This window comes from Alkalihalophilus marmarensis DSM 21297 (genome assembly GCF_000474275.2).
Lineage (GTDB): Bacteria > Bacillota > Bacilli > Bacillales > Bacillaceae_D > Alkalihalophilus > Alkalihalophilus marmarensis.
On sequence record NZ_ATAE01000006.1, the window covers coordinates 1 to 16648 of the forward strand.

Below are 16648 nucleotides of genomic sequence, written 5' to 3' on the forward strand. Positions count from 1 at the left end.
AAAAGAGTCGTAATAATCAAGAGAAAGGGCAGTTCCTTCTCCACGGTCGGAGAAGAAACTGCCCTTTTTTTTATTTTTTTGATCATTTCCTCAGGCCACTAAAAAAACCATGGGTTTATCAGTGGCCTCGGTTGGACCTGGCATGAGTTATTTTCTTATATTAAACGCTGCATTTAATTGACCACGAAGCATTTTGTCGCGAACTTCTTTCTTCTTCATCATCTTTTGTTCTTGTCTTCTTATTTCGAACGTCTGCATACCATCTTCCATTTTATTTGCAATGTCAATTAGGCGTTCGACATCTATAAATGAATACTTGCGTGTACCGCCTTTTGTTCTGTCAGGGTAAATTAATTTTCTTTCTTCATAATAGCGGATCTTCCTCTCGCTCAATCCAGTTAGTTCACTTACTATCCCAATTGTAATCACTTTCTTATCTTTATAAGACATAACCAAGAAACACCTCTTTGATGGGGATTATTTATCTGTTTTAAAGTGAGAATGTTCTGACCTTTTGTCATACTATATCACATGGACAAGGGGGAGGTGAGAGAGTTTGTTAGATTTTCTGACAAATTTTCGATTGAACGAACATATTAAATAGTGAATGTACATTTTCTGAAAATTACGTTATACTTTATAAAACTTATAAATTAACTCGGAATAATAGATGTGAGAAATTAAGAGGAGATGAAGAGATGAACAATGGAGGGTACGTGTATTTAGTTGGGGCAGGTCCTGGGGATTTGCAGCTCATGACATTGAAAGCTAGAAGATGTGTTGAGATGGCAGATGTTGTTCTCTACGACCGGCTGGTGAATCCATTATTGCTTGAATGGACGAAGCCGGATTGTGAGCATATTTATTGCGGGAAATTACCTAAGCGGCACTTATTGAGACAAGAGGCCATAAATGAAAAGCTCGTTCAGTATGGGAGTGAAGGCAAAGTTGTTGTCAGACTTAAAGGCGGGGACCCAAGTGTGTTTGGTCGAGTGGGGGAAGAGGCTCATGCTTTAGATGAAGCTGGCGTTCCTTATGAAATCGTTCCAGGGATCACAGCTGGAATTGGAGCGGCAACATATGCTGGTATACCTGTGACGCATCGGGATCATAGTGCATCGTTTACCGTTGTAACGGGGCATGACAAGTCTGAAAAAGGAGAGCCTTTAATCGATTGGCAAGCACTTGCAAAAGGGAGCGATACAATTGCTTTCTATATGGGAGTGAAAAACCTCGGTTATATAGCTAATCAACTAACCCTGCACGGTAAGCCTAAAGACACACCTGTTATTTTAATTCAATGGGGAACGTTAGGCAGTCAAAAAACCGTGAGCGGTACACTTGAAACGATTGCAGAAGAAGTAAGCAAATCAAACTTGACGAACCCTGCGATTACTTTAGTTGGTGAAGTTGCAAACATAAGAAAAGAACCAAGCTGGTTTGAGCGAAAACCTCTATTTGGCCAGCATATCTTATTAGGCAGAACTTCAGGAAGCCAAGGTGCGGTTGCTCATGAGTTAGAAGAATTAGGAGCTGAAGTATTCGAATTTCCACGTATCTATTCTAAGACAGCTGAAAAACCGCAAACGGATTTTAGGGACTTTGATCAAATTGTCTTTATATCGCCTGAAAGTGTTGAAATCTTTTTTAATTGGTTGAGAACAGATAAGGTGGATCTACGAGAAATCAGGGCTACATTTCATGTGCGCTCAAAAAAATCAGAGAGGGTTTTAGAGAAGTACGGTTGTTTTACAAGTGAATTAACTAAGGTAAAGGAGGACTCTTCTAAGGTTCTGTTGCTAGGCAATGCACATTTAGCAAATGACAAAATGTTATTAACTGACACTTGGGGGTCACATGAATATGTTATTACCCATCACGACTTTGTTGTCTCGTCTACAGATGTTACCTGTGAAAGATTAAAAGATGAAGGGCGTATTCAAACCATTGTCTTCCCAAGTGCTCAGTCTGTACAAACCGTCAGCGGTCGGTTTATGAAGATGGGCTGGAGCATAGAGGAGATTAACAATACGGTCAAAGTAATTTGCTTTGGTTCAATGTCAGAGAAGGCAGCCCTTTCTGCTGGTTATAAAGTAGATGTCGTGTTAGAATCTCCTACAAAAGAAGCGCTTATTAACGTACTAAGACAATCTAACATAACAGAGGTGGTTAAGTAGTGAAAGCCATTTTATATGTAGGGCACGGAAGCCGGGTGAGGGCTGGAAATGAAGAATTAATCGCATTTATTAACCAAGTAAAGCTGCGGTTTCCCGAGATTCCTATTCAGGAGCATAGTTTTATTGAACTTGCCGAACCGTCTATCGACCAAGGAATAAAAACATGTATTGAAAAAGGGGCAACAGATATCGCGGTCATTCCTGTTTTGCTGCTAACGGCCAATCATGCGAAATTTGATATCCCAAGAGAAATCGACCGAGCAAAAGCAGAATATCCTCATGTACAGTTTTCTTACGGACGCCCATTTGGAGTGGAGTCAACATTAATCTCAATAGTAAAGAAGCGACTTGAATACAAAGGTTTAAAAAGTGTTGAAGGCAGACCGACAGATGAGAAGCGTGAAGAGGTAAGTGTTCTGCTTGTAGGACGGGGCAGCAGCGATCCAGATGCAAACAGCGATTTAATGAAAATCTCTAGACTTTTGTGGGAGGAAGCTCCGGTAAGTGAAATAGAGGTATGTTATATCGCGGCAACAAGACCATCTGTCGATCAAGGTTTGGAGAAAATTACTAGATTACCTTATAAAAAAGTATTCGTTCTTCCTTATCTTCTTTTCACCGGTGTCTTAATGAAAGGACTCCAAAAAAAATTAGACCAGTGGTCGCTTGAAACCGGAATAGAATCGATTTTATGCCCTTATTTAGGGTTTGATGATGATATGAAAGAAGTGTTGGTCAAGAGGGTAGAAGAAGTGTTAGCTAATCAGGTGAGGGTGAATTGTGATTTATGTGTTTATCGAATAGAAGCAGAAGAAAAAAAGCAGGTGACCTCTGAATGAATCTTCCTGTGATGATGGACCTTGAGGGACGGGAAGTAACGGTAGTTGGAGGGGGGAGAGTGGCTTACCGTCAAATAAAGAAGCTTCGGCTTCAAAAAGCAACCATTCATCTTATCTCACCAGATATTATTGCAGAAATCGAAGACCTAGTTAGAGCAGGTGAAGTGAGCTTTGAAAAACGTGAAGTTAAGCCGAATGAATCGTTCTCATCTGACCTAGTCATTCTAGCTACTAATGATCAAGAATTAAATGAGGCGCTTTATTATAACCGGGAAGCTAGACAATGGGTCTATAATGCCTCAAATCAAGCAAAGAGTGATATCCACTTTCCTCACATTTTACAAAAAGGGGATTTAACGATCACAGTTTCAACAAATGGGGCAAGTCCGTTCTATGCTAAAGAGCTCTCAAAACAAATCGTAAACCAGTTGCCAGTTGATATTGAAGATCAGCTCTTATTTTTAAAATGGGCAAGAGATCAGATTAAAAGCGCGTCTTTAAATTCAGTTGATAAAAAAGATCTGCTTACTCAAATCGTTCAATCTTATTGGCTAAACGATAAAGAGCGTGAGGAGAAGCTTCTGATGAAAGTAAAGAAAGCATTAAATAAAGAAGCCTGATCCGGATAGGATCAGGCTGTTTATTATTCTTTAGAGAAAGAAAGCTGCGCAATTGCATCATGCTGGTGAATCGACTCTTCATTACGGCACTCAATTTCAAATGAACGAATCGCTTCATTTTCATAAAGATCACTAGCTACAAGACGAACAAGATCTTCTACAAAACGAGGGTTCTCATATGCATGTTCGGTAACAGCTTTTTCATCAGGTCTCTTTAATACAGGGTAAAGAATGGAGCTTGCATTACTTTCTGCTGCTTCAAGCAGTGCTTGCTTCCAATCAATATCTGCCACATCATCCACCACAGCACTCATTGTTACAAAGCCGCGCTGATTGTGCGCACTATACTCACTAATTTCTTTTGAACAAGGACATAAAGTAGTTACAGCAGCAACTAAAGTAATCTTTGATGTGTAACCTGTTTCTTCATTAAAACTTACATCAAATGTAACATCTGCGTGAGCCATTCCTTCTTTCTTCATAGAAGGGCTTGATTTAGTAAAGAACCAAGGGAATGTAACCTTTACATCAGATGCTTTTTGGTCCATTTCGCGAGCTAAGATGGCAGCAAACTCACGCAGCGTTTCAAGTGAAAGAAGGTGAGTTTGGAAATACATATGGAGCTGTTCTGTTAAACGGCTCATGTTAATCCCTTTGAATTCTGCATCTAAGCTTGTCGTCATAGCAAATTCGGCTGTAGTCGTTTGAGTTGTTGGTGCTAGAGCCGATTCAATCATCACAGGATACTTAACCTTTGAAATACCTACTTTTTGAATAGGAAAATAATAATCATCTGGTTTATTTTGAAGATCTGGCATCTGATCTTTTTCTTTAGGCTTTGTTCCTTCAATTGGTTCCACTGAGCCGAAATGACGGTGCCTTTCAGCTTTAGGCGGCAATTGTCTATTCATCATCATCACTCCTGATTTATCCTCTAACATAATCTATAAGTAGAGTAAATTACATAAGAAATACGAAATTATCATACCATATTTTGTTCCAAGCAGAAAACAACTTGATTCGATATAGTTAAAAATTACTTATACAAGTTGTAAAGGTTGCATGCGCTGCTCCCTCATATTACACTACAAAAGGAAATGTAGACAAGGAAGTGAGCATATTTGAAAAAAGGAACGGGTATTTTAATAGCAGTCGCACTAGTTTTAGTAGTGCTTGGGTTAACGATTCAAACAACCGTTCAACCTACTGATGAGAGGGTAATTGTTGATCACACAAAGAAAGTTTACAGTGCACCAGAGTGTTTTGATCAAGCTGAATTAACCAACAATCTTGAAGAAGTTACATATGGCTATGCAGTTGATCTAGGATATGATTCTGAATCATCTTGTACGGCTGAAGCACTTAAAAGTGAGAAAATGCCAGTATTACTCTCATGGTTCAGATAAGCTGACCCCCCGCATGAAAATGCGCGGGGATTTTTTTGTTTCTTTTCATTTATTCCAGCTGTAACCTAATTTACAAAGAGCTAGTGAAAGAAGTGTAGACATAATATAATGAAATGAACATAAAATGTCCTTTATATGTGCTTAACCATACTCAAGAATGCTTCTCCATTTTGAGCATTTGGGAGAATTGGGCAATGATTGGCGTAAAATGAATGAACTAGACGGGTGAGGCGAGGTAAGCTAAGTTAAGCGTTTGGTATGCGGGATGAGTAGGATAGATTCACTTTGCGGCAACGGTGTCATTGTGCTATAGTTAGAATGTTCAAATAATTAGATAAATAGAGAAAACGAGAGAAGTAAGGAGCTGGAGTGACAAGATGAAGGTAGCTAAATTTGGGGGAAGTTCCGTAGCTAGTGCAGAACAAATCAAAAAAGTTGCAGCAATTGTATCAGAGGATTCTGAGCGGAAAATTGTTGTCGTTTCTGCACCTGGAAAAAGAGATAGCAGCGACACGAAAGTTACAGATTTACTTATTCATTTAGGTGAAACATACCTGTCGAATGGCGAGGTAGAATTAGCGCTGCAAGCCGTTGTAGAACGCTATGCTTCCATTGCCGAGGGTCTTGGTTTAGGGGGCAGTATTATTGCCACAATCGAAGCTGATCTCCGTGAGAGGTTAACATTTGACAGGAATCGTTCTGGGTCATTTATGGACTTAATTAAAGCTAGCGGCGAGGATAATAATGCTAAATTAATTGCGTCATACTTACAAAGTGTGGGCTTACCTGCAAAATATGTTAATCCTAAAGATGCAGGTTTATTAGTAAGTGATGAGCCAGGAAATGCTCAGGTGCTTCCAGAAGCTTACGATCATTTAAAAGAGCTGCGTAACACTGATGAAATCATTGTTTTCCCAGGTTTCTTTGGCTACTCAAAAGAAGGGACTCTTGTAACGTTCCCACGAGGCGGATCTGATATTACTGGTTCGATCTTAGCGGCCGGAGTGGAAGCTGACTTATATGAGAACTTTACAGACGTAGATTCTGTTTTTGCAGCGAACCCAAATGTCGTTTCAGAACCTGTGAAAATCAAGAAAATGACATATCGAGAAATGCGCGAGCTCTCGTATGCCGGATTTTCTGTTTTCCATGATGAAGCCTTAATTCCTGCATTCAGAAAAGGAATTCCTGTTTGTGTGAAAAATACCAACAATCCATCTTCCTCTGGAACGATGATTATCGCCGAGCGCGAATATTTTCTAAATCCTGTGATTGGGATTGCAGCAGATGAAGGCTTTTCAACCATTTACGTTCGTAAATACTTAATGAATAGAGAAGTGGGCTTTGGACGAAGACTTCTGCAAATTATTGAAGATGAAGGCTTGTCCTATGAACATATTCCATCGGGAATTGACGATACATCTGTCATTCTGAGACAATGTCAGTTAACTCCTGAGATTGAAGAGCGGATTGTTGAGCGTATCAGAATGGAACTTGGCGCAGATGATGTGTATATTGAAAAGGATTTTGCAATGATTATGATTGTCGGAGAAGGGATGCACAATACAGTTGGCGTGTCAGCTCGTATGACTGCTGCTCTGGCCCGTGCTAATGTGAATATTGAGATGATTAACCAAGGATCTTCTGAAGTGAGCTTAGTTATTGGGATTCATGAAAAAGATACAGACCGCGCAGTACGAGAACTGTATGCTGAATTTTTCGGTGCTGCAGTTGAAGTCGTTCAATAAATAGTAATACGCACACAAAAAAGGAGCTGTCATTAGTCAGCTCCTTTTTGTTACCCTTTTTTTGTTTGCTGTTTATACATTTGTTTAATGAGGTCTTTCATCTCTGCTACTTCATTACGCAGAGAAGCAAGCTCTTCTTTTGTATCTGCCTCTTTATCATCTAATTCTGATTTGAGTTCTTCTTCGTTTGCTTTTTCAACGTTATTAACGATAACACCGATAAATAAGTTAAAGACAATAAATGTCCCTACTAAAATAAAGATGACAAAATAAATCCAGGACCACCAAACCTCTGCAAAAATCGGCCTCATGACACCGCTTGCCCAAGATTCAAGTGTAACAACTTGGAATAATGTTAATAAAGAAAGCTGTAAGTTACCAAAATACTCAGGTGCTACAGAAGCAAATAACATCGTTCCAATCACAGCGAAAATATAGAAAATAATTCCCATCAGGATCATAATGTTTCCTAAAGCCGGGATGGTCATCAGCAAAGCATCGACTAAACGACGCAGAGAAGGAATGACAGAAATGGCACGTAATACGCGAAGAACGCGCAGGATACGAAGAACCGTTACAAAATGAGCACCGGCAAAGACATGACCGGCAAGAACGATTAATAAATCAAACCAGTTCCAGCTGCTTTTAAAAAAGGATTTAGTCGGTCTCGCTGCGATAAAACGCAGTGTAATCTCAATTGTAAATATCCAAAGCAAGGCTAAATCTGCTGCGTAGAACCAATCATTATAACCTTGATATACAGTAGGATATGTTTCAAGGCCTACAATAATGGCATTAATGATAATCAAGGTAATAATAGTTGGAGTGAAGGCCTTATGAAAGACGATACGCTGAGCTAAGGCTACTAATGGTGGAACTTGTTGTTCGGCTGGATTGTTTTCCATTTACATAATAACTCCTTCTTGCATTTTATTCTGCTATTCGATATGCACACTTTCCTATTTTACTAGATAAGAAGTCAACAAGACAAGCTGACGTTTCTTTTTATATATGTGCAATCCCTTCATCAGTAATTGAAACACGAAATCGAAATAACCACTTCGAAAGCGAGGTAAATTATTTCGTCATTCGGATTTATTCTGCTATGATCAATAATAATAGAAAAGGGAGGGTGAATATGAGAAAAGAATCACCTATTATTATTCTAGGAGCAGGGTTAACAGGACTATTTGCTGCACAAGAATTAAAAAAGAAAAGCATCCCGTCTCTACTCATTGAAAAAGGGAGAAGTGTAGGGGGCAGGATGGCTACAAGAAGAATCCAAAGCGGTAGAGCCGACCATGGAGCTCAATTTTTTACAGCAAGATCAGATGTTATGAAAAGTTTAGTAGACAGCTGGATGAAAGAGGGCACTGTTAATGAGTGGACAAAGGGCTTTCACCAAATGGACTTAGGCGGTAAAGTTCATTTAGAGACAGATGGTTATCCGCGGTATGTGGGCTCAACTAGTATGAATGCGCTTACAAAATCACTTGTTGATGAGAATGATATTCTTTTAAATCATCGTGCCGTTCATCTTGATTATCAAAAGCAACAATGGCAGTTGGAAGTCATAAATGAGCAGGATTCTGTAACAGAAACAGTACAAGCGGCAGGAATTATATCAACCATTCCGATCCCTCAAGTCCTCACCTGGATGAACCTCGGGCTGCTAGAAAGTGATATAAAGATGGAGCTTGCAAATATTACGTATGATCCTTGCATTTGTTTAATGGTTACGTTAAGAAATGACAGCAGAATTCCTCCTAAGGGCGGTATACAGGGAGAAGGGGATGTCGCTTTTATAGGAGACAATCAACAAAAAGGAATATCGACCAAACCGATCATAACGATTCATGCCTCAGGAGAATGGAGTTCTAACAATTTCGATGCAGCCGATGACGAGGTCACTTCATTCTTATTAAAGCAAGTAGAATCACTCATTTCTCCTAATGAAGTAGAAGAAGTACAAGTGAAGAGGTGGCGGTATGCAAAGCCACGGTCACTATATCCAGACAGGGTGCTTGCTACAACGTATCCGAGTCCTATAGTGTTTGCAGGAGATTGCTTTAAAGAAGGGAAAGTAGAAGGCGCTGTATTATCTGGAATGGAAGCAGGAAAACGAATGAGCAGGTACTTAAAGAAATAGAGGCTGGGCATAACGGAATTGCTTAAATAAGAATAGAACAAAGCGCTTAAGTCACTGAAAATGCATCTTCCTACAGTAGCTGTTGATTTCCGCTGCAAGGCACACGCTTCCCGCGGACGGCCCAGGAGCTCCTTGTCACTTAACTCCTGTGGGACCTCACTGGCCACGTACAGTATGAAAAGGTTCTCCCCTGCAGTAATTGTTGATTTCCGCTGCAGGCGCACGCTTTCCGCGGGCGGCCCGGGAGCCTCCTCGTCGCAATTGGCTCCTGTGGGGTCTCCCTGGTCACGCGCATCCCGCTGGAGTCGGCGCCTTCCGCTCCAATCAACGTAGCATGTAGGTTAATAAGTGGTCCCTCACATTGCAAGATAGTATTCAGTGACTTAGCTTTATAGTTAACATCATATAATTGGTGTTTCGATTGGTCTGATTCAAACGAAATCATTCAACTAAATCCGTCCCAAGCACATTACTTAGCGGATGAACTATGCGGAGACTCCCTGCGGTGCCTAGAGCAGGGCTGAGATCCCACAGGGCAAAAGCCCGAGGAAGCTCAGAGCTCACCGCGAAAAGCGAAGTGTATTTCAGGAGCGGGAATTCTCCTCTATCATACGTTCGTTTCAAAATGCTTTTGCCCCAGCCTCTATATTTATTTTGATTCTGTAAACACAGACCCTAATTCCTTCGAACGGGCAATGGCTTTTAGGATAGCATCATGCATGGCATCCTGGCCGTTACGTTCACTTAAAAGCGTGATGCCAGCTTCCGTTGTTCCATTTGGACTCATCACTTCTTCGTATAATTCCCGAGATGATTTTGATGTGTCTTGAAGTCGTTTTCCAACACCGACAACCGTTTGCGTAATTAAAGCTGTAGCTTCCTCACTTGTTAATCCACTCTCAACAGCCGCCTTCTCCATCGCTTCAATGAGATAATAAAAGTAAGCAGGGCCGCTGCCGGCTACGCCGGTGACAGCATCCATTTTTTCTTCAGGAACGACAGTTACCGTACCTACAGCTGAAAATAATAGAGATACCGTTTCTAAGTCATCACCTGTTGAATATCTGCCAGCACAGATGGCGGTTGCTGATGCTCCTACCTTAGCAGAAGTATTTGGCATCGTCCGAACGACCCTGCTCTTTGAGCCAGATAAATCCTCAATATAACTAGAAGGGATCCCTGCAATAACTGAAATAATCAGCTTATCGTTATTTACTTTCTCTTTAATTTCTCGTACAGCTTCTTCAATATTTTTAGGTTTCATCGCTAAAACAATAATTTCCGCTTGTTCCACAGCCCATGTTCGGCTTGTGGTTGTTTGAATGTTGTATCTCATTTTTAATTTTTCGAGCTTAGTTGTATCTGACAGGTTTGTGGCAATGATGTTATGTGGGTCTACGATTTGGTTTCGTATAAGTCCCCCAATGATTGCCTCTGCCATGGCACCTGCACCTAAAAAAGTAATCGTTTTATTTGTTAACATAGGTCACCTATCCTTTAATTTGTCCGTTCCCTAAAATCAGGTATTTGTTTGAAGTCAGGGCGTTCAGCCCCATTGGCCCTCTAGCATGTAATTTTTGTGTGCTTATTCCAATTTCGGCCCCAAAACCAAATTCAAATCCATCCGTAAACCTGGTTGAAGCGTTGTGATAAATAGCAGCTGCATCCACAAAATTTTGGAATGTAAGGACATGTTCTTTAGTCTCGCTGATGATGGCTTCAGAATGTTTTGTGCCGTATTTTCGTATATGTGCAATCGCTTCATCAATAGAAGGGACGATTCGAACCGCAAGTTTTAAATCTAAATATTCGTCTGCCCAATCAGATTCTGTGGCTTCCTTAATGCGCTCATCCATTGAACAAGCAGCCTGATCTCCGAAAAAGGTTACCCCTCTTACTTCAAGTTGGTCAAGCAGACTTTGTAAATGTTCATTTGCAAATCCTTGATGGATGATTACTGTTTCTGCTGCATTACATACAGATGGACGCTGTGTTTTCGCGTTGACGACAATTGATTTTGTTAGCTCGAAATCAGCTGAATGATCAACATAGATGTGACAATTTCCTACACCTGTCTCAATGACCGGGACGGTTGCTTTTTCAATGACTGCTTGAATTAAGGAAGCTCCCCCTCGTGGAATAAGTACATCTACATATTCGTTGCATGTAAATAGGTGTTCCGCCGTCGCTCGATTTGTATCTTCAATTAACTGAATCGCCTCTACAGGAAGGGAAGCCTTGCTAAGCGCGCCTTGCAATACATTGACTAGGGCTATATTGGAATGAATGGCTGTAGAACTGCCTCGTAAAATGACTGCATTTCCAGTTTTTAAACATAGGGCAGCTGCATCCACTGTTACATTCGGCCTTGCTTCATAAATCATGCCGACAACTCCTAGCGGCACGCGTACGTTTTGAATATGAAGCCCGTTAGGTCTCTCCCATTCACTCGTCACCTCACCTACAGGGTCATTTAGTTCGGCTACTTGTTCAGTGGCAGAGGCAATTTCTTCTAAACGGTCTACAGTAAGAGTAAGGCGGTCAATCATCGTTTCACTCATCCCGTTTGCTCTTTGAGCTTCTACATCTTTTGCATTTTCATTTAATAAAAATGCCTGGTTTATTCTAAGTTCATCAGCAATGACTTTGAGAGCAGCATTCTTTTGGTCTGTTGTTAAGTTTGCTAAAAGATGGGCAATTTCTTTTGCATTTTTTGCTTTTGTGTATACTTCATTCATTTCTAGATTCTCTCCTTTGTGAGTGGGACCCACTGATCACGGTGAATGGCCACTGGTTTAGTCAGCTTGATTTGTTCATTGGCTTGAATGCTTTGCATGCCTTTAATCAACATTAAATCACTAGCAGATAGTGTCGTTTGTCCTTTGCCAATGACTGCATTTTTTTCATTTACAATTTCAACGACATCATTTTCGTGAAAACGTCCAATAACGTCTACTACACCAACTGGCAGCAGGCTTTTGCCTTCAAAAAGCAAGGCTCTCTCTGCTCCTTTATCGATTTTGATTTGGCCTGATGCCTCAGAGTGCACGGCCAGCCATTGTTTAGAAGCTGGCATAACGCTCGCATGTTTAAATGATCCAATATACGTTCCATCACCTTTACCTAGCAAGAGATCTTCAAGTGTTGTCTCCCCGCTAGATTTTCCGATAAACACATTCACTCCAAATGGGGTAGCTGTCTTAGCTGCCATTAGTTTAGATTTCATTCCACCTGTGCCAACCTTAGACCCTGAATCACCTGCATAAGCGAAAAGGTCTTCAGTTACTTCAGGAATATAGTGAAACTTTTTAGCATTAGGGTTTTGATTTGGATTAGAATCATATAGACCATTCACATCCGTAATCATACAAAGGGCATCGGCATGTATAAACCCGCTGACTAGAGCGGAAAGCATGTCATTATCACCGAAAGTTAACTCTTCAATCGAAGTTGAGTCGTTTTCATTAATGATCGGAATAGCTGAACGCTTCAATAATTCAGTTAGCGTTTGCAAGGCATTTTGGTAACGCTTCTGATCTTTAAAGTCTTCTCTAGTTAAAAGCAGCTGAGCAGCTGTAAGATCATGTGCTGCAAATTCTGCAAGATAAGCTTGCATTAACAAACCTTGACCAACTGCAGCAGCAGCTTGTTTGCCCGCTGTTGTGGAAGGACGGGATGGATAACCGAGCGCAGAAAAACCTGCCGCTATTGCCCCAGAAGATACTAATACGACTTCATGGCCAAGTTTTTTTGCATGAGCAATGGCCCTGACATGCTCGCGTAATTTTGTCAGACATAGCGCGCCATTAGCGCCTGTAAGGGAGCTGCTTCCTACTTTCATAACTAATCGTTGACGGTTCATAATCAATGCCTTCTTTCTTTGGATCATTTATATTACATGCATCTTGTTTTTACTAAATAAAAAACCCTTCCATCCTTATCTATAAATAAGGACGGAAGGGTTGCATCCGCGGTACCACCTTGATTGGCATAAAATTATGCCCGCTCTAACATCCGTATCGTGGATGAGACGGTCAGGCTTTTACCAGACTGCTCAAGGGCAGGTTCCGCTACAACAGGGGTGATGGTCCTCTCAGCCGGTGAGACCACTCTCTTTTCACATGAAGTATGCGTACTATTCCCAATCAACGCACATTTGATTTAATTTTTATTATTATAATCACGCAAGCATTTTTAGTCAAGTAGAAATCTGAAGATTCACACAACTTTAAAGCGCTTTCATAGAAAACTTTTGCTACTCATAATGGACCGGGTTACACTAATAAAGGATCCTTTATTATATGTAGGAGTGAGATCATGAGTGAGTTTACACGTCTAGAAAACAAAGTAATATGGATAACAGGCGCATCAAGCGGTCTAGGAAAACAATTAGCTATAGATGCGGCAGCCGCTGGTGCGGTGCTGGTGTTATTAGCTAGAAATGAAGCTAAGCTTAAAGAGGTGCAGCAAGTCATCCAAGAAAATTCCGGTCAAGCTCATATTTATACACTTGATATTAGCAAACCTGAGGATATAGAAGCAAGTGTCAAAAACATAGTCGAAAAAGTCCAAAGAGTTGATATACTTATTAATAATGCTGGCTTTGGAGTTTTCGATTATGCCGATCGAATGAATATATCTGATACGAAAGAAATGTTTGATGTGAATGTTCTTGGCCTGATTGAAATGACGAGAGCAGTACTGCCATTGATGAAAAAAGCAAATCAAGGCCATATCATCAATGTCGCTTCTCAGGCTGGAAAGCTCGCTACACCTAAATCAAGTGTATATGCTGCTACAAAGCATGCAGTATTAGGCTACACGAATGCGCTTCGTCTTGAGCTAGAAGATACAAATATTCATGTAACAGCTGTGAACCCTGGTCCGATTCGTACTCCTTTTTTTGACCGTGCTGATGAGGATGGGAGTTATGTGGCTAATATTGAAAAGTTCATGCTGGACCCGGAATACGTATCAAATGAAATTTTAAAAGTGATTGAAAAGCCAACACGGGAAATTAACCTTCCGAAATGGATGGGGTTTGGATCAAAACTATACCAGTTGATGCCTGGTGTGGTAGAGAAGCTTGCAGGCAGTAAATTACGACAGAAATAAAATGGAGGTAACAGTGAAAAATAAATTCCATTGCTGTGCGACCTGTATTCATTTTAAGGCAGCCAGGGTTAATGATCACATGCACTATTTTTGCCAAAGACTTGGGTATGAAACCAAGCCTTCTTATCAATTTTCATGCTGGGAGCCGAAAGAACAAGTAAAGAAGCTGATGAAGAAGCGTCTTTCCTCTGATGATTGATAAAAGAACCTAGTAAAAACTATGGTAAATGAATCAGCCTCCCATTAACATGTGACTAACCAAGTGAATACAAAAATCAAGGTCCACCTCGGACCTTGATTTTTTTGTTTAGAAGAAATCTAAATCTCTTTGTTGATTGATTTGCTCAGGCTTCTTTGCAGGATCATCTTCCGGTGTATAAGCAATTAAAATGACACCGAGATCTTGCTCAAGCTGACGGACAGTTTGTAATTGATTTTGCTCTAAACGAGCTACGGGATAATTCATGTACATCACCTCTACTCTTATTATTTACTTAGAAGTACTCTCTATACAAAACACGAGGAATGAACTTCAAATAAAAAAATCGCACTTTTGGGTAATCGCCTGAATAACATAATTTATGGGTAGAGGACCTTAAGCTGTGCAGGTTTTAGAGAGAAAATGTGATATTTCCCAAGAGGGGCTGATAAAATATGTGTGGTATTACTGGGTGGATTGACTGGCGGCGCGATATGAGAAAAGAAGATGCGGAAGTATTAAAGATGGCTGAAACCCTCAATAGAAGGGGGCCAGATGATATGAATGTGTGGACTTCTAAGCATGTGGGCTTTGGTCACGCAAGACTTATTGTTGTTGACCCAGAAGGCGGAATACAGCCGATGAGCAGAACGTATAAAAATAAAACCTATACGATCTGTTATAACGGTGAATTATACAATACAGAAGATATTCGTAAAGAGCTGCTATCAGCTGGTCATGACTTTAGCGGACATTCCGACACTGAGGTATTATTGAAGTCTTATATTGAATGGGGTTATCAATGCCTCGAAAAATTAAATGGAATCTTTGCTTTTGCCATTTGGAATGATCAAGATGAAAGTCTGTTTATGGCAAGAGATAGACTTGGAGTAAAGCCTTTATTTTATACAGTAAGAAACGGGTGTTTATTATTTGGTTCAGAGTTGAAAGCACTGCTGGCTCATCGTGATATAGAGCCTGTTGTTGATCGTGAAGGCATTGCAGAAATTATGGGACTAGGACCGTCTCGAACACCTGGCCATGGGGTGTTCAAAGATATAAATGAGCTTCGTCCTGCTCATATGTTAATTTATGACCGGAATGGTGCGAAAATCAGCCGTTACTGGACACTTAAAAGTAAACCCCACCCCCATTCAATGGAGGAAACCGCTGCACATATTCGTGAATTAATGGAAGATATTGTGGAGAGGCAATTATTTGCTGACGTACCAGTCGGTTTATTTTTATCTGGCGGGGTTGATTCAAGCGCGTTAACAGCCTTAGCTGCAAAGGTACATGAAAAGCAAGGATTAGGTGCCGTTCGAAGTTATTCGGTTGATTATGATGAAAATGATAAATACTTTAAAGCAAATGATTTTCAGCCTAATGCAGACGGACCGTGGATAAAGCTCGTTTCTGATTCATATAAAACAAAGCACTATAACGCCAGCATTTCAATTGATGAACTAGCAAATCAGCTGAAAGAAGCTGTTCGGGTACGGGATTTACCAGGTATGGCAGATATAGACTCATCTCTTTTATGGTTTTGTAAAGAAATAAAAAAAGATGTAACTGTTGGACTCTCAGGTGAATGTGCGGATGAAATTTTTGGGGGATACCCGTGGTTTCATAAACCTGAGATCATGAATGTTGATATGTTTCCATGGATGCGCTCCATTGATGAACGGCAAGATTTATTAAATGAAAAATGGCAGAAGAAAGTCAACTTAAAAAGATATGTATACGACAGGTATAAAGAAACAATCACTGAAACACCAAGATTCAATGGTGACACGAAAGAAGAGGCAAGAAGAAGAGAGATCTCTTATTTAAATATCATTTGGTTTATGACCAATCTATTAGATAGAAAAGATCGTATGAGTATGGGTGCAAGTCTTGAAGTGCGCGTTCCTTTTTCAGACCATCGCTTAGTTGAGTATGTATGGAATATCCCATGGGAGATGAAACAATTAGGCGGAAGAGAAAAAGGAATTCTGCGAAAATCATTAGAGGGCTTATTGCCAGATGAGATTTTGTATCGAAAGAAAAGCCCTTATCCTAAGACCCATCACCCGAGCTACACAGAAGCTGTTCAAAAAGGGATCCAAGAGATTCTAGATCAAGATGATTCGCCCATTTTTGAATTTATTAATAAAGAAAAGCTGAGAGAAATAGCTGATAGCGGAGGACTTTCAACTGGCACACCTTATTTTGGGCAGTTGATGGCAGGACCACAGCTTTTAGCACATTTTATTCAGATGGACTTTTGGCTGAGAGAATACGGTGTCAAAATAGAAGGGTAATTAGAGAACGGCCTTACGTTGTAGGGCTGTTTTTTATATTGTAGATTTATTTAGAGGTTGCATGTACAGGTAAGGTGAAGTAAGATATTCAG

16 protein-coding genes and 1 other annotated feature are annotated in these 16648 nt (G+C 40.4%); of the genes, 9 read left to right on the forward strand and 7 right to left on the reverse strand.

What is annotated here, in order from left to right; all coding sequences use genetic code 11:
* Window positions 1-147 precede the first annotated feature (147 nt).
* Window positions 148-450: a MerR family transcriptional regulator gene (locus A33I_RS02945; RefSeq protein WP_012958293.1), complete on the reverse strand. Its 303-nt coding sequence runs from the start codon at window positions 448-450 to the stop codon at window positions 148-150.
* Between the two features lie 248 nt (window positions 451-698).
* Here A33I_RS02945 and cobA point away from each other — a divergent pair, with 248 nt between their 5' ends.
* Genes cobA through A33I_RS02960 form a run of 3 tightly spaced genes read left to right on the forward strand, consistent with a single transcriptional unit; the run spans window position 699 to window position 3636 of the window.
* Entirely contained in the window at window positions 699-2177 is a 1479-nt protein-coding gene (gene cobA, locus A33I_RS02950) for a uroporphyrinogen-III C-methyltransferase (protein WP_022626966.1), read from the forward strand.
* On the forward strand, window positions 2177-3016 hold the full coding sequence (locus A33I_RS02955) for a sirohydrochlorin chelatase (protein ID WP_022626967.1): 840 nt from the start codon (window positions 2177-2179) through the stop codon (window positions 3014-3016). Before cobA ends, A33I_RS02955 begins: the two co-directional genes overlap by 1 nt.
* Entirely contained in the window at window positions 3013-3636 is a 624-nt protein-coding gene (locus A33I_RS02960; protein ID WP_022626968.1) for a precorrin-2 dehydrogenase/sirohydrochlorin ferrochelatase family protein, read from the forward strand. The genes A33I_RS02955 and A33I_RS02960 overlap by 4 nt, the downstream gene beginning before the upstream one ends.
* Window positions 3637-3659: 23 nt before the next feature.
* On the opposite strand, the gene folE2 is transcribed toward A33I_RS02960, so the two are convergent.
* Window positions 3660-4550, reverse strand: a complete 891-nt coding sequence (gene folE2, locus A33I_RS02965; RefSeq protein WP_420796748.1) for a GTP cyclohydrolase FolE2 — start codon at window positions 4548-4550, stop codon at window positions 3660-3662.
* Window positions 4551-4757: 207 nt separating this feature from the next.
* On the opposite strand from folE2, the gene A33I_RS02970 reads away from it, so the two are divergent.
* A complete protein-coding gene (locus tag A33I_RS02970) occupies window positions 4758-5042 on the forward strand; it encodes a hypothetical protein (RefSeq protein ID WP_022626970.1) in 285 nt (94 codons plus the stop codon).
* Window positions 5043-5419: 377 nt separating this feature from the next.
* Window positions 5420-6790 carry an aspartate kinase gene (locus tag A33I_RS02975; RefSeq protein WP_022626971.1) on the forward strand — a complete coding sequence of 457 codons (1371 nt, stop codon included), beginning with the start codon at window positions 5420-5422 and terminating at the stop codon, window positions 6788-6790.
* A gap of 50 nt (window positions 6791-6840) precedes the next feature.
* Here A33I_RS02975 and A33I_RS02980 read toward each other — a convergent pair whose 3' ends face one another.
* A complete protein-coding gene (locus tag A33I_RS02980) occupies window positions 6841-7695 on the reverse strand; it encodes an ion transporter (RefSeq protein WP_022626972.1) in 855 nt (284 codons plus the stop codon).
* A gap of 233 nt (window positions 7696-7928) precedes the next feature.
* Between A33I_RS02980 and A33I_RS02985 the strand changes: the two genes are divergently transcribed.
* Window positions 7929-8939 (forward strand): NAD(P)/FAD-dependent oxidoreductase, encoded by a 1011-nt coding sequence (locus A33I_RS02985; RefSeq protein WP_022626973.1) that lies wholly within the window; start codon window positions 7929-7931, stop codon window positions 8937-8939.
* A 649-nt stretch (window positions 8940-9588) separates the two neighbouring features.
* On the opposite strand, the gene proC is transcribed toward A33I_RS02985, so the two are convergent.
* Genes proC through proB form a run of 3 tightly spaced genes read right to left on the reverse strand, consistent with a single transcriptional unit; the run spans window position 9589 to window position 12801 of the window.
* Window positions 9589-10422, reverse strand: a complete 834-nt coding sequence (gene proC, locus A33I_RS02990) for a pyrroline-5-carboxylate reductase (RefSeq protein WP_022626974.1) — start codon at window positions 10420-10422, stop codon at window positions 9589-9591.
* Between the two features lie 7 nt (window positions 10423-10429).
* Window positions 10430-11677 carry a glutamate-5-semialdehyde dehydrogenase gene (locus tag A33I_RS02995; protein WP_022626975.1) on the reverse strand — a complete coding sequence of 416 codons (1248 nt, stop codon included), beginning with the start codon at window positions 11675-11677 and terminating at the stop codon, window positions 10430-10432.
* Window positions 11678-11679: 2 nt separating this feature from the next.
* Window positions 11680-12801, reverse strand: a complete 1122-nt coding sequence (gene proB / locus A33I_RS03000; RefSeq protein WP_012958304.1) for a glutamate 5-kinase — start codon at window positions 12799-12801, stop codon at window positions 11680-11682.
* 84 nt (window positions 12802-12885) lie between these two features.
* Window positions 12886-13097, reverse strand: a binding site (T-box leader).
* 159 nt (window positions 13098-13256) lie between these two features.
* Here proB and A33I_RS03005 point away from each other — a divergent pair.
* Complete coding sequence (locus tag A33I_RS03005; RefSeq protein WP_022626976.1) at window positions 13257-14054, forward strand: SDR family NAD(P)-dependent oxidoreductase; 798 nt, start codon at window positions 13257-13259, stop codon at window positions 14052-14054.
* Window positions 14055-14067: 13 nt separating this feature from the next.
* Window positions 14068-14253 carry a hypothetical protein gene (locus A33I_RS03010; RefSeq protein WP_022626977.1) on the forward strand — a complete coding sequence of 62 codons (186 nt, stop codon included), beginning with the start codon at window positions 14068-14070 and terminating at the stop codon, window positions 14251-14253.
* 108 nt (window positions 14254-14361) lie between these two features.
* Here A33I_RS03010 and A33I_RS20730 read toward each other — a convergent pair whose 3' ends face one another.
* On the reverse strand, window positions 14362-14520 hold the full coding sequence (locus A33I_RS20730; RefSeq protein ID WP_022626978.1) for a hypothetical protein: 159 nt from the start codon (window positions 14518-14520) through the stop codon (window positions 14362-14364).
* A 188-nt stretch (window positions 14521-14708) separates the two neighbouring features.
* Here A33I_RS20730 and asnB point away from each other — a divergent pair, with 188 nt between their 5' ends.
* Window positions 14709-16556: an asparagine synthase (glutamine-hydrolyzing) gene (gene asnB, locus A33I_RS03015; RefSeq protein WP_022626979.1), complete on the forward strand. Its 1848-nt coding sequence runs from the start codon at window positions 14709-14711 to the stop codon at window positions 16554-16556.
* Window positions 16557-16648: the final 92 nt, after the last annotated feature.

Coding starts and splice junctions, on each gene's coding strand:
- A33I_RS02945 (WP_012958293.1), bottom strand. CDS start 450: ATGTCTTATAAAGATAAGAAAGTGATTACAATTGGGATAGTAAGTGAA.
- cobA (WP_022626966.1), top strand. CDS start 699: ATGAACAATGGAGGGTACGTGTATTTAGTTGGGGCAGGTCCTGGGGAT.
- A33I_RS02960 (WP_022626968.1), top strand. CDS start 3,013: ATGAATCTTCCTGTGATGATGGACCTTGAGGGACGGGAAGTAACGGTA.
- folE2 (WP_420796748.1), bottom strand. CDS start 4,550: ATGATGAATAGACAATTGCCGCCTAAAGCTGAAAGGCACCGTCATTTC.
- A33I_RS02975 (WP_022626971.1), top strand. CDS start 5,420: ATGAAGGTAGCTAAATTTGGGGGAAGTTCCGTAGCTAGTGCAGAACAA.
- A33I_RS02980 (WP_022626972.1), bottom strand. CDS start 7,695: ATGGAAAACAATCCAGCCGAACAACAAGTTCCACCATTAGTAGCCTTA.
- A33I_RS02985 (WP_022626973.1), top strand. CDS start 7,929: ATGAGAAAAGAATCACCTATTATTATTCTAGGAGCAGGGTTAACAGGA.
- proC (WP_022626974.1), bottom strand. CDS start 10,422: ATGTTAACAAATAAAACGATTACTTTTTTAGGTGCAGGTGCCATGGCA.
- A33I_RS02995 (WP_022626975.1), bottom strand. CDS start 11,677: ATGAATGAAGTATACACAAAAGCAAAAAATGCAAAAGAAATTGCCCAT.
- proB (WP_012958304.1), bottom strand. CDS start 12,801: ATGAACCGTCAACGATTAGTTATGAAAGTAGGAAGCAGCTCCCTTACA.
- A33I_RS03005 (WP_022626976.1), top strand. CDS start 13,257: ATGAGTGAGTTTACACGTCTAGAAAACAAAGTAATATGGATAACAGGC.
- A33I_RS20730 (WP_022626978.1), bottom strand. CDS start 14,520: ATGAATTATCCCGTAGCTCGTTTAGAGCAAAATCAATTACAAACTGTC.
- asnB (WP_022626979.1), top strand. CDS start 14,709: ATGTGTGGTATTACTGGGTGGATTGACTGGCGGCGCGATATGAGAAAA.